The following is a 12,750-nucleotide window of genomic DNA, read 5'->3' as shown; positions in this document are numbered from 1 at the left end:
GCCCGCTGTCAGGCAGAAATTCCACTTATCGTCCTGTGCAGAATTCCGCGACCAGCTCTGACCTCGCGCTTTGCGGATCCCCCGAATTTGCGCAGATAGCCGGCAAAATTGCTCATCGTCTCATCGACCTGCAGCAAGGTCTCGCATGGAGTTCCTTCAGCATAGATCACATCATGGCTCTCGAGCTTGATGTGGAAAAACTCCAGTTCGTCATGCTCCTCGGCAGTGTAGACGGTAATCGTCACATCGTTGACCAAGCCTCCAGCCGGGATCAGCAGCCCGTCGATCAGCAAGGCGTGACCTTGCGTCACATAGAGGTCAGCAGATGGAACATTAGGGGCGAGCGCGGAGCGGGCAATCCGGACGGGCAGCGCATCTTTCACCCAGGGCTTGCTGAGATCACGCCTGATCCGTCGAAATCGTCCGATCCACTCGATCGGACGCGCTCCTCCAGAGTGTGTCGCAACCATATCGCCGATACCGAGATCTTCGATCTTGCGTTCCCCTGCTATTGTCGAAATTCTGGTGCCTCTAAGGAAGCATTTCCCGTTCCCGTTGCCGCCGCCGTTGCCGCCGCCATTGCCGGCATTCGCAACGTTCGGTGCAATTAGCCCTCCAGCCATTGCGGCAGCCGCCATCGCTGTCTTAGCGACGACCCCGCGACGCGTTACCGCTTTTGTCCGGACCTTCTCGATACTTGGTTTGGACATCCAACATCTCCAGAAATCTCGGCCGGTCGCTCAACCGTGCGAATATTACATCGTCCGACGATAACATTTGATCTAGTTCAAATAATATTAAAGATAACATTGGAACATGATGATTTGCAATACCGCCTCTCCCCGGCTGGCGGGCGCTCTTTCACACTGGTGACAAACCGACGGGATACACAAGCTATATTGGTAACAGGCCAATAGCGTGCAAATGCTGTTGGCGCTCCTCCCTCTGCTCCGGGCGGGGACGATTTCCAGCTTGGTGCGGCCTTGGTGCGCAGACCGTTGTCGATATGCTTTCCGTGCACGAAGGGTGGTCGCGACAGCGCCGGAACTGGGTGGCGTACTTCCAGGGAGATGGCTCCATCGACGCCTAACCTGCGACAACCCTCCGAGGGCCGTGCGCCAGCCTCCGCCAATTCGCAACCCTCGACCCTGAAGAACTGAACCATGTGTGGAATTGCTGGCGCCTTCGCGTACCGCGCAGACGCGCCTCCCATCGACCGAGCCGAACTGCTGCGCGTGCGTGACGCCATGGTCGCGCGCGGCCCGGATGCCGCGGGCCTGTGGCTGGCCGACGATGGGCGCGTGGGCTTCGGGCATCGCCGTCTGGCCATCATCGATCTCAGCGAAGGTGGCGCCCAGCCCATGCTTGACCCCGACACCGGCAACTGGATCTGCTTCAATGGCGAGATCTACAACCACCAGCAATTGCGCGTCCGGTTGAACCAGGACGGCTTCGCGACGCGCACCCAGTCGGACACCGAAGTCCTGCTCAAGCTCTATGCCCAACGTGGCGAAGGAATGTTCTCCCAGCTGCGCGGGATGTATGCCTTCGCCCTCTGGGACGCGCGTCGGCGCGAGTTGCTGCTGGCGCGGGACCCCTTCGGCATCAAGCCGTTGTACGTGGCGGACGATGGCGCCACCGTGCGCTTCGCATCCCAAGTCAAGCCGCTGCTGCAGGCCCCGGTGGACCGGAGGCCCGAACCAGCCGGCCACGCCGGCTTCCTGCTGTGGGGGTCGGTGCCCGAGCCCTACACCCTATATCGCGGCATTCGTGCGCTGCCGCCCGGGCATTGGCAACGTTTCAGCGCCGAGCGCGCCGGGCAGCCGGTCCGTTTTGCGAACATCGTGGATGCGCTGAGTCGCCTGTCCACGGCCGCCGGCACCCAAACCGACGTGGCGCTCGATCAAATAGCTGCAGCGGTCAAGGACAGCGTGACCGCGCACATGGTCGCCGATGTGCCCGTCGGCGTCTTCCTGTCGGCCGGATTGGACTCGACCATGCTTGCGGCCTGTGCGGCGACGGCCGGCGAGCTACGCACGCTGACCTTGGGCTTCAACGAGTACGCCGACGGCCCCAATGACGAGGCGGGGCTGGCCGGCGAGGTCGCCGACCTGCTCGGCGCGAAGCACGCGGTGCATCGTATCTCGGCTCGCGATTTCGAGCGCGACCGACAGAAGCTGATCGCCGCGATGGATCAGCCCTCGATTGACGGTATCAACGTCTGGTTCGTCTCCAAGGCAGCTGCTGCGCAAGGCCTGAAAGTGGCGATCTCGGGGCTCGGCGGCGACGAGCTGTTCGGCTCCTACCCGAGCTTCCGACAGGTGCCGCGCCTAGTGAAGCTGATGCGCCGCGCGCCGGTGGGCGAACAAACCGGACTGCTGCTCCGACATTTGGCCCGGCCCTTCGCCTCGGCGCTGCCGTCGCCCAAATATGCGAGCCTCGCCGAATACGGCCACAGCATGTCGGGGGCTTATCTGTTGCGCCGCGGGCTGCACATGCCGTGGGAGCTCGCGCGCCTGATGGACCCGGCGATGGCCCGAGACGGCCTGGAGGAGCTCGCGACCCTGAACCGCCTCGATTGCAGCATCGACGGACTGGACAGCGATCGGCTGGCGGTCTCCGCCCTCGAAATGCAGTGGTACATGCGCAACCAATTGCTGCGCGATGCCGATTGGGCCGGCATGGCGCATTCGCTTGAGATCCGCGTGCCCCTGGTTGATCTGCAACTGCTGCAACAGTTCGTGGAGCTTCCGGACTTCGACGCAAACAGCGAAAAGCGCACCATCGTCAGGCGCGTCGCGCCACAACTACCCGAAGGCGTGCTGAACAGGCCCAAGACCGGCTTTGCTGTGCCGATCCATCAGTGGCTCAATCCGGGTGCCGGCAGCGCCGTCATGCGGCATCGCGACTGGGCGATGCACCTGTATCGACACTTTGCCGCTGCCTGAGGTGACACAAATGAAGCTGCTGCATGTGATGTCGTCCGTCGATGCTCGGTATGGCGGGCCCGTTGAGGGCGTGCGTCAACGAGGTTTGCGACTGCTGGAGATGGGGCATCAGGTCGAAGTGGCCTGCCTGGATGATCCCAAGGCGCCCCACGTGGAGAGTTTTCCACTGACCGTACATGCACTCGGGCCGCCGCGCGGTACCTACTCCTACGCGGCCCCATTCCGCCCTTGGCTGCGCGCCCATGCCGGCGACTTCGATGCCGTGATCGTGAGCGGGCTCTGGCAATACCACGGCTTTGCCGCTTGGCAGGTCATGCGCGAGCTGCGGCGGCCTTACGTCGTGTTCACGCACGGCATGCTCGATCCCTGGTTCAAGCAGACCTATCCCCTCAAACACCTGAAGAAATGGCTCTACTGGCCCTGGGCCGAGTACCGGGTTCTGCGCGATGCCGCAGCCGTATTGTTCACCAGCGAGGAGGAGCGGCTGCTGGCGCGACAATCGTTCTGGCTGTACCGGGCGCGCGAGGTCGTTGTCTCCTACGGCACTCAGTTGCCGCCGCAGGACGCGGCCTCGCTGCGGGAGGACTTCCTGGCAGTCCATCCCGAGTTGCGCGACAAGCGGGTGTTGCTCTTTCTCGGGCGCCTGCACGTCAAGAAGGGCTGCGACCTGCTGGTTGAAGCGTTCGCCCGTGTGGCGGCCGAGCAGCCTCGCCTGCACCTGCTCATGGCCGGGCCGGACCAGACCGGCTGGGCCAGCCAGCTCAAGACTCGGGCCCAGGCTTTGGGCGTGGCCGATCGGATCACATGGCCGGGCATGTTGCAGGGCAACGCCAAATGGGGAGCGTTCTACTGCAGCGAAGCCTTCCTGCTGCCCTCGCACCAGGAGAATTTCGGCATTGCCGTCGCTGAGGCCCTGGGTTGCGGTCTGCCCGTGCTGATCTCGGACAAAGTCAATATATGGCGAGAGGTCCACGCCGCCCGCGCGGGTTTTGTCGCCGACGACTCGCAAGCGGGCACGCTCAAGAACCTGCAGGCATGGCTGGCACTATCACCGGAAGACCGGGCGGCGATGGGCCAGCGAGCTCGCAGCCTGTTCGCGGATCGATTCAGTATCGACCGGATGGCGACCACGTTGATCGACGCCGTGAAGACGGTGCATTCCTGACAGCAGCAGTGGTTCGAAACCCTGAGCCGGGCGCAGTTCAAGGCAGTGCCCCGTGGCTTGCGTTGGCCGCATAGGCGGTAGCGCCTACGCCAGATTCCGGCCCGCATCACCATCACATTCAATCTCTGATATCATATCATCTTTGTGAGATTGTCACATAATTAATGATATCAACTCCGGCGCGCAAACGCGGCGCGCTGAAGCGTCAAGCAATTTGTTTGATTATTTGACCTGCGTTCAAGGAGTGCGGCCACGGCCAGCGCTTCCTGAGCCGCGGGCCCCGCAGACAACCGCATGACCTTTTCAGCCCGGGCGTAGCCGACGGCGGCCGATCGAAGCGCTTCGCTTCGACGGAAATGGGGGCAGTCATGCGGGTGTTGGTGATTGGGATAAACTATGCTCCCGATCTGATCGGTGTCGCAAAATACACCACCGAGCTTTGCGAGAGCCTGGCCGCGCATGGTCACACGATTCGTGTCGTGACGGCGCCGCCCTACTATCCGGACTGGAAGGTTCCGGCCGAATATCGTTCGGCATGGTACACGAACGAGACACTTAACGACGTCGACATCATACGAGCGCCGATCTACGTGCCGGACCGCCCTTCAGGGGCGAAAAGACTGCTCCACCATGCGTCCTTCCTGATGTCGGCCGCGGTCCCGCTGCTGTCGGCCGCCGTCCGCTGGCGTCCAGACATCGTGTTCGCGGTAGCACCGTCGCTGCTGTCCGCCCCGATCGCGGGGATGGCCGCGAGAATGGCCGGGGCAGTGTCCTGGCTCCATGTTCAGGATATGGAGGTCGACGCCGCGTACGAGCTCGGGCTGTTGCGGAAAGACTCCGTAACGCACAAGCTGATGCTTGCAGTCGAGTGGCGGATCCTGAACTCGTTTGATCGAATATCGACGATCTCGCCGCAAATGATGCGGCGGCTCGAACAGAAGGGAATCGCGCCGGAAAAGTTGCGGGAATTCCGGAACTGGATCGACACGGGCGCTATCGCACCCGGCCCCAGTCAAACAAGCATCCGCTCGGAACTGCGCCTGAAGCCGACCGATATCGTGGCGCTCTACTCCGGCGCGATGTCGAACAAGCAAGGCCTAGAGCTGATCGTCGAAGCTGCCGCCTCGCTTCAGAACAGCCATCCTTCCGTGCAATTTGTTCTCTGCGGAAACGGTCCGATCAAGCCGGCGCTCGTAGACATGGCGAGCGGCATGAGCAACATGCGCTTCCTGGACCTGCAGCCGCAGGCGCGCGTCGCGGAACTGCTCAGTACGGCAGATATTCACCTGCTGCCGCAGAAGGCCCAGATCTCCGATCTGGTGCTGCCGTCCAAGCTTGCGGGCATGCTGGCATCCGGGCGCCCGGTGATCGCCATGGCTGCTCCCGGCACCGGCATCGCGTCGGAAGTCGAAGGCGCCGGCCTGGTCATTCCTCCGGGCGATGCACGGGCACTTGCCGCCGCCGTAACCAGCCTTGCTGGCGACGCCAATCTGAGAACCCGCCTCGGCGCGATCGCACGTTTACGCGCCGAGCAAAAATGGGATCGCATGCCGATCATCCGCTCGCTCGAGCGCGAATTCCTTGCATTTCCGCAGCAGGCAGCGGTTGCAGCTCTTCGCCCGCGGCAGCCGGCACGATCGGTTCGCTCCATGGAGCAACTGACAACAGGCAGCCGCCGCAGGCCGGAGTGGCCAGACCGCATGTCCACAAATCGACGCCTACGTCCGAATGTGACGAGCATCGGATCCGGAAAGGAATAACGGGGCGCGGCCGTTCCATTGCTGAGACTGGCCGATCGCACACCGGCGGGATCAGCCCAAGCGTCGCAAATATCGATATACGACGTAGCAGGCCACGATGTGAAACGAGACCTCTCCGACAACCAATGCGTAGACGCCAAGCGTCGAAACCAGCGCATAGCCGACCAGCATTGCTGTTACCGAAGATATCGCAAGGGCTTTGGCAATCACACCGTAAGCGCCGAGCGCTGCCATCGACTGTGTCATCATCGAGGAGAGTGACAGCATCACGATCGTCGGCGCAAATGCGGCGATGATCGCCGCCCCCCGATGCAGGCCGAAAGCAGGCACCGCAGCCGCGATGACGGAAGCACCGGTAATGCCCACAGCCAGGATCACGGCGCTATGTAGCGCCATCTTCTGCGCTCCCAGAAGGCTGCCAAGGCTGTGCTTTCCCGGCTCAGCCAGTCTCTCGACAAGGCTAGGAAACTCGACCCGAAGAATGAACACGATGATCTGGTTTGCCGCCGTGGCGATCTGCTTGGCATACACGACTAGCGCTGTCGTCTCGGCACCAAGATAGACCGTGCTCAGCAGCAGCTGAACGCGCATATTGATCTGCCCCGGCACGCTCAGGAACAGCAGCGCGGCGCCGTCCCTGAACGCCTTCATCAGTCCAGCCCGCGTCATCTTCCGGAATTGAGGCAACCAGCCTTTGCGCACGAGCGCAATCCATTGTGCGGCCACCGTCACAAAGTACCCGATCGAGAAAGCGCCCCCCAGGATCGCGCCCGCCGCCTCGGCCGACCGGTGCGTCGCCAGGGCAAGGCCGATCGCCGTGATAACGTAAGCTGCGGATCCCGTGATCCCGCTGACTCCGCTCAGCCTGAGACCATCGAGCAGGCCGACTGGATTGACCGCCCATAGCAGCAATCCCGGAACGGCCAATGCGACGTACCATCGCGTAAAGCCGCCAGACACAAATCCGAGCGCGTAAGTCGCGGTGGCCACGCAGACAAGCGCGGCGATCAGAAGTCTGATCGCGGTGGTCTCGCAGAAAGTCTGCCATACTTCGTCGCACGGCGTCCGCTCGCCCGACAAGCGCGCGACAACGCGAGCGAGCGTAGTGCTCGCTCCGGCATCGACCAGGATGATGCCCAGGACCGCGAACGAATAATGCGTGCCGAAAGCGGCAAGCAGGTCGTACTCGCCGGCCGCCACGAGCACGGTCTGGACGGCGAAGATCGTCCCCTGCCCCAGTCCGAACCCCGCGATCAGCAGACCGACGTTGACGATCTGCTGCCATCGACCGTGAACGGCCCTCAGCCCAGCGGCAATACGGCGAGTCGCGAACATGGGCGACGAGGCCGCAATACTTTTCGTTGCTTCCCGGCGTTTGGAACTCGCAGCGGTGGGGTCAAGCATGGCCTGTTCTGAGAACCGATTGCCGTGGCCGGGAGATCGACTGGATGCTCCCCTGTAGACCAACATCACATCGATTGATACCTGATATCGTCGTTACGATATCGCTTATTCGACTGAAGAGAGCCCGCCTCGTGTCACAGTCCTGTTCAAATGGACGCCTAGAAGGGCAAGGTTGGATGAACAGTGATGCGTGACGAGGGAAAGATACTGGATCGGGCGCTCTCCCTGCATAACAAAGGGGATATCGCAGCTGCCGCCAAACTGTATCGACGTATCGTCAATGCCAACCCCGATAACCTTCAGGCGCTGCATTTTCTGGGCGTAGCCGAGGCTGCGGCGGGAAATATCGACCGCGCCAAGCTGCTGATGAAACGGTCGCTTGAGGCGAAGCCGATGAACGTGCAGTTCATCGAGAACTACGCGGCTGTTCTGCAGCGGGCCCGCGAGCATGAAGAGCTTGTCCGGCTTTGCCAACACGGCCTCCAATTCGCCCCCACCAGCCTGGGGCTGCTGCACGGGAGCGCGGCCGGGCTTTTGGCATTGGGCCGCCACCTGCAAGCCATCGAACAGCTGACACGGCTGCTGGCCAACCATCCCAGCCATTTCCCGGCTCACTTCATGCTTGGATCGGCATTGGCGAAGACACGGCAATATGAGCCCGCGCTCGCCTCGTATGATCAGGGATTGCGGCTGAGGCCAAAGTTCGCCGAGGCCCACCTCGACAAGGGCACGATCTACTTCGCGAACTGCCGTTACGACGACGCACTTTTGGCCTATGACGACGCTCTAGCGCTACGGCCCGACTACACCGAAGCGTCGATCGGTCGCTGCTATGCCCTGATCCAGCTCGGCCGACGCGACGAGGCCTTGGCCGCGGCCGACCATGCTCTCGGGCTCCAACCCGACCTTCCCGAAGCGTGGGTGGGCCGAGGCAACGCCCTCCTCGAGCTCGATCGCCGTCAGGACGCAGCCCAAGCCTACGACCGTGCGCTCGCTGCCCGGCAGGACCTAGCGTCGGCCTGGTCCGGGCACGGAAACATCCTTCTTCGATCAGGACGCCAGCGCGACGCGGAAGCCGCGTTCAATCGCGCCATCGCTGCGGATGCCACTTTCGCGGAGGCATGGTTCGGCCGCGGGACGTCGTCGCTTTCGCTTGGTCGTCACGATGATGCCTTGACGGCTCTCGACCGTGCGCTCGCCTTAAACCAGAACCTGACGGGTGCATGGTTGGCGAAGGGTCAGGTCGCCTATCTCGAGAAACGTTACGACGAAGCGTTGGCCGCCTGGAACCACGCTCTTGCTCGCAATCCTGATCAACCAGCCGTAGCTGCTGCTTGCCTGCGCGCCAGGATGCATCATTGCGATTGGACCGATTTCGAGGCCGGCTGCCAGTCGGTCATATCATCGGTCCGAAACGGAACGACGGTCGCGCCGTTCATGTTCATCGCGATTCCATCCACATCTGCCGAGCAGCTTCAATGCGCCCGGTCATGGATCGGGCACAACTTCGGCGCTCCAAGCGCGCCGGCCTGGCGCGGCGCACGCCACGATCAAGATCGCATCCGCATCGGCTATCTCTCGGCCGATTTTCATCAACATGCGACCTCGCAGTTGATGGCGGGCGTCTTCGAGCAACACGACCGGGCGCACTTTGACGTTTCCGCGATTTCGATCGGTCCGGACGATGGTTCGGACATGCGCCGCCGCCTCGAAGCCGCGTTCGACCGCTTCGTCGACGCCAGACCACGGAGCGACGCCGAAATTGCCGAGCTTGTTAGGGCTCTGGGTATCGACATCCTGGTCGACCTGAAGGGATACACTCGGGACGCGCGGACCGGCATTTTTGCCATGCGCCCCGCTCCGATCCAGGTCAACTATCTCGGCTTTCCCGGCACCATCGGCGCCGGCTTCATCGATTACGTCATCGCTGACCGAATTGTCATTCCCGAGCACGATTTCGATTGCTACGCGGAGAAAATTGTCTGGCTTCCTGAAAGCTACCAGGCAAACGATCGCAGTCGCGCGATTTCTGACACAGCGCCGACCCGCGCAGAACATGGGCTCCCCGAGAAGGCTTTCGTGTTTTGCTGCTTCAATGACAACTACAAGATCACGCCAACCGTCTTCTCCAGCTGGATGCGAATCCTGGGGGCGGTAGAGGACAGCGTCCTGTGGCTGTTTGAAGACAATGCGACGGCTGCGTCCAACCTGCGGCGGGAAGCGAACGCACGAGGCATAGCACCGGAGCGACTGGTATTTGCCCGCCGGCTTCCAAACGCCGAGCATCTGGCGCGGCATCGTTGTGCCGACCTGTTCCTCGACACGCTCCCGTACGGAGCACACACCACCGCAAGCGATGCGCTCTGGGCAGGACTGCCTGTGCTGATCTGCCTTGGCGACACTTTCGCAGGTCGCGTCGGCGCCAGCCTCCTGAACGCGATCCGGTTGCCGGAATTGATCACCACAACGCCGACCGCATACGAGCAGTTGGCGATCCAGTTGGCGACCACTCCCGCCAGACTCGCGGAGCTGAAAGCGAAGCTGGCTCGCAACCGATTGGCGACACCACTGTTCGACACGGAGCAGTTCACACGCCACATCGAGGCAGCCTACATTGCCATGATGGAGCGGCTTCTGGCAGGGGTCCCGCCCGACCATATTCGCATGGGGCACTCGATGGCCGAGAGCGAACGGCCGGTCGCACCGCCTGCCCCTGCGCAGGCGGCGAATGACCCGCCAACGTCAGATATCTCCGCATGACCTTGCACGATCATCGCATCTCCATCATTGCGGCTTCGGTCTCGTTCTGGGCGTGGTGCGCGCTTCTGAGCTATCCGATGATCGGCGACAGTTTCGCGATCTGCCAGGCGATCGGATTGGCCTTTTTCCTCGTGACCATGACTCTCACCTATTCTGCTCGCTTCAGCTCGATCGTGACCAGCATGACCCCCGCGCAGCTAGCGATCCTGCTCATTATCTATCTGTCCCTCTTCCTTCAGCTGCACGACGACGAGCCGAGCACCTTAAGCGGCATACTCTACACCAGTCTCCTCCCCGTGACCGCGGTGGCGGTGTCGGCCCTGTGGACGCTGGAGCCCGTCGATTTCGAGAGGTGCATGACGGTTGCATCCGTTCTCTTGTGCTTGTTTGGCGTCTCCGCAATAGTGATCCTCGGCTGGCCAGAAAGCCGCGACGTCGGTGGGATTCTCCAGCCCAACATCTTCGCCGCGCCCTTGCTTGCAGGATTCCTGTTTTCGTTGTTCAGCCCCGGCCTCATCGGGGTCGCAGTACGTATCCTGTGCTTTGGAATGATCGCATTGGTCAGCTCGCGGTATGCGCTGATTGGCTGCCTCACCGCGCTTGCGCTGTTTGAACTCACCTTCAATCCGCTGAGCCCGGCAAAAATTCCGGCGTTGATTGTTGCCCTGATCGCAGCAATCGTCTTCTGGCCGCTGATCGCTCACATCCTGGCGATCGATGACTCCGACCGAGGTCTTACCTCCGGCATCTCCGGACGGGACGAACGCTGGCATCTCGCCGAGAATATGATCACCAACAATCCACTCGGTATCGGTTTCAAGCGGGCAGACCCCGAGGAGGCGGGCCATAACGGCTTCCTGAAGATCATCGTAGAGTTCGGCATTCCCGGTGGCGCCCTGCTGATCTTGCTGCTTGTGTACAGTCTCGTTATCGCGGCCATCGACGCTGGCAGGCGTGTCGGGAAAAGTTGGCAGCAGCACCGGTTTGAGTGCGCCCGCTTTGGCGGGCTCGCCGCCCTGCTATTCGGCGCATTTTTTCAACCGCAAGTGTTCAGCCTCGGAGACACTTTCGCGGTGTCCGTCCTGCTTTTGTTGTTCAAGCCGAGGATGAAACCGATCGTTGGCACAGCTCGAACGCCGGTTCGAGGCATTTGAGACCCACCATCGGCGCATTAACATTGGTGTCCTATAGTGCCTGGTACTCCGCCCGTTTGCGGCGGGTGAGTTCTGGGCTCGAGGCCGGCATCCGTCAGTGAAACGAGCGCGCCTCGACGGTTGCAGACCTTCCAACACCCTGGTTTGGCAAGCCTCCAGCAGTCAGCCCAGGATTCCGTTCCGAAGACCTCAGGTCTCAGGGGCGGATCGATTGAACCACGGTCCCGCGAATATCTGCACGACCCTGTGCCATGCCTTCTCAGGCCATCGCGGATCCATACACGGACGTTCAACTAGCGCGTAGAAGAGCATCCCCACCATCAATGTGACCGGGACCAGAACCGCCCAGGAGACGACCCAAGCCTCAGCCAAGGACCGGAACACAACAAACTTCGACAGGACCTGAGCTCCGGCCTGAATGACCGGCAAATGAACTAGGTATATCGAGTAGCAGGCTCCCCCGATCAGTGCGATCCAGGGAAGCCCGAGAAACGCCTTCGACCACGTTCCTCGAGCCGCCGCCATGAACAGGAGCAGGATGCACGTGGCCCGGAGGAAGCTGTTGGCCATCTCGAAATGAAAAGGCACGTTGAACTGTACCGCTCCCGTGAAGAGGATACCGATCAGTCCGATCACGAACCCAATATCGAAAATAGCCTTGGGAGGCATGGAGAATGAATTCTTCCAGACGACGTAGTCGCATGCGACGATACCAAGCATGAAACCATAGGACTCAGCCAGGAGCGTGTTCCTGACGAAGCCCGTTCGATCCAGCCGGTCCGAAATGACCGCACCGAGCACCAGAAGCACGACCGTGAGAGCGACGCCGACGCCTACGCGCAGACCACGAACGCGGATCTTGCCGTAAACATAGAGTATCAGCGGGGCAAGAACGTAGAACTGAACCTCTCTTTCCAGCGACCATGTGGGCGGGTTCAGCCGAGGATGCTCCCCAAACACGAGAGAATGCGAGTAGGTCAAACTCGCGAGCAAGCTTTGCCAAAGGGGAGCCTGAGTGAAGTAGAAGTTTGGAGCCTCCATCGGCGCAGGAACGATGGAGAGGATTGCAAAGCAACCCAACATCACGACGACGTAAGGAGGCTCCAATCTCGTCAGCCGACGCAAGAAAAAATGCTTGAGAGATGGGGCCCTTCCCGACAAGAACGGATATGCAATGATGTATCCGCTGACGAAGAAGAACAGCGAGACGCCCAGCGATCCGTGCGGGAGATATTGCGCGACAACGATTTCTGCACCGGAGAGGTGCTGATAGAAACGCTCGCCGCGCGCTCCCGCGTGATAGATGAGCACGGGGAGGATCGCCAGAAACCTTAGGCCATCGATCTGCGGGACGTATGTGGTGCTGTTTGTAACCCGAGAAAGCGTTGTCGGCAGCCCACCTATCCAAGAAAGCACTTGATCCCCCGATTATTGATCTGGCCGAGATACGACAAAATCGCGCGTTTCACCCACGGTGCGCCGAATCTGCAGAAGCCGTTTAGGTTCTCCATTTGGCGAAGCCGAACGCCCTCACCCACTAGACGCCATGCGCGTGATCA

The 12,750-nt window shown here is 61.5% G+C and carries 8 protein-coding genes; 5 read left to right on the top strand and 3 right to left on the bottom strand.

The window, feature by feature from the left end:
* Positions 1-8: 8 nt before the first annotated feature.
* Entirely contained in the window at positions 9-710 is a 702-nt protein-coding gene (locus tag ACFFWD_RS10375; protein WP_376964583.1) for a Hint domain-containing protein, read from the bottom strand.
* A 453-nt stretch (positions 711-1,163) separates the two neighbouring features.
* Here ACFFWD_RS10375 and asnB point away from each other — a divergent pair, with 453 nt between their 5' ends.
* The 3 genes from asnB (at position 1,164) to ACFFWD_RS10360 (ending at position 5,873) form a co-directional block, all read left to right on the top strand.
* Positions 1,164-2,948, top strand: a complete 1,785-nt coding sequence (gene asnB / locus ACFFWD_RS10370) for an asparagine synthase (glutamine-hydrolyzing) (protein ID WP_376964581.1) — start codon at positions 1,164-1,166, stop codon at positions 2,946-2,948.
* 10 nt (positions 2,949-2,958) lie between these two features.
* Positions 2,959-4,113: a glycosyltransferase gene (locus ACFFWD_RS10365; protein ID WP_376964579.1), complete on the top strand. Its 1,155-nt coding sequence runs from the start codon at positions 2,959-2,961 to the stop codon at positions 4,111-4,113.
* A 368-nt stretch (positions 4,114-4,481) separates the two neighbouring features.
* On the top strand, positions 4,482-5,873 hold the full coding sequence (locus ACFFWD_RS10360) for a WcaI family glycosyltransferase (protein ID WP_376964577.1): 1,392 nt from the start codon (positions 4,482-4,484) through the stop codon (positions 5,871-5,873).
* Between the two features lie 51 nt (positions 5,874-5,924).
* Here the strand turns inward: ACFFWD_RS10360 and ACFFWD_RS10355 are convergent, their stop codons facing one another.
* A complete protein-coding gene (locus tag ACFFWD_RS10355) occupies positions 5,925-7,277 on the bottom strand; it encodes an oligosaccharide flippase family protein (protein ID WP_376964575.1) in 1,353 nt (450 codons plus the stop codon).
* A 186-nt stretch (positions 7,278-7,463) separates the two neighbouring features.
* On the opposite strand from ACFFWD_RS10355, the gene ACFFWD_RS10350 reads away from it, so the two are divergent.
* Positions 7,464-10,037: a tetratricopeptide repeat protein gene (locus ACFFWD_RS10350; protein WP_376964573.1), complete on the top strand. Its 2,574-nt coding sequence runs from the start codon at positions 7,464-7,466 to the stop codon at positions 10,035-10,037.
* Entirely contained in the window at positions 10,034-11,191 is a 1,158-nt protein-coding gene (locus tag ACFFWD_RS10345) for an O-antigen ligase family protein (RefSeq protein WP_376964571.1), read from the top strand. Before ACFFWD_RS10350 ends, ACFFWD_RS10345 begins: the two co-directional genes overlap by 4 nt.
* 189 nt (positions 11,192-11,380) lie before the next feature.
* Here the strand turns inward: ACFFWD_RS10345 and ACFFWD_RS10340 are convergent, their stop codons facing one another.
* Entirely contained in the window at positions 11,381-12,607 is a 1,227-nt protein-coding gene (locus ACFFWD_RS10340; RefSeq protein ID WP_376964569.1) for an acyltransferase family protein, read from the bottom strand.
* Between the last annotated feature and the right edge of the window lie 143 nt (positions 12,608-12,750).

Origin of the sequence: Bradyrhizobium erythrophlei (assembly GCF_042430365.1) — a bacterium.
Taxonomy (GTDB): Bacteria; Pseudomonadota; Alphaproteobacteria; order Rhizobiales; family Xanthobacteraceae; genus Bradyrhizobium; species Bradyrhizobium erythrophlei.
The sequence above is the reverse complement of the archived record's forward strand: the minus strand, read 5'-3'. Positions and strand labels throughout refer to the sequence as shown.

Coding starts and splice junctions, on each gene's coding strand:
- ACFFWD_RS10375 (WP_376964583.1), bottom strand. CDS start 710: ATGTCCAAACCAAGTATCGAGAAGGTCCGGACAAAAGCGGTAACGCGT.
- asnB (WP_376964581.1), top strand. CDS start 1,164: ATGTGTGGAATTGCTGGCGCCTTCGCGTACCGCGCAGACGCGCCTCCC.
- ACFFWD_RS10365 (WP_376964579.1), top strand. CDS start 2,959: ATGAAGCTGCTGCATGTGATGTCGTCCGTCGATGCTCGGTATGGCGGG.
- ACFFWD_RS10360 (WP_376964577.1), top strand. CDS start 4,482: ATGCGGGTGTTGGTGATTGGGATAAACTATGCTCCCGATCTGATCGGT.
- ACFFWD_RS10355 (WP_376964575.1), bottom strand. CDS start 7,277: ATGCTTGACCCCACCGCTGCGAGTTCCAAACGCCGGGAAGCAACGAAA.
- ACFFWD_RS10350 (WP_376964573.1), top strand. CDS start 7,464: ATGCGTGACGAGGGAAAGATACTGGATCGGGCGCTCTCCCTGCATAAC.
- ACFFWD_RS10345 (WP_376964571.1), top strand. CDS start 10,034: ATGACCTTGCACGATCATCGCATCTCCATCATTGCGGCTTCGGTCTCG.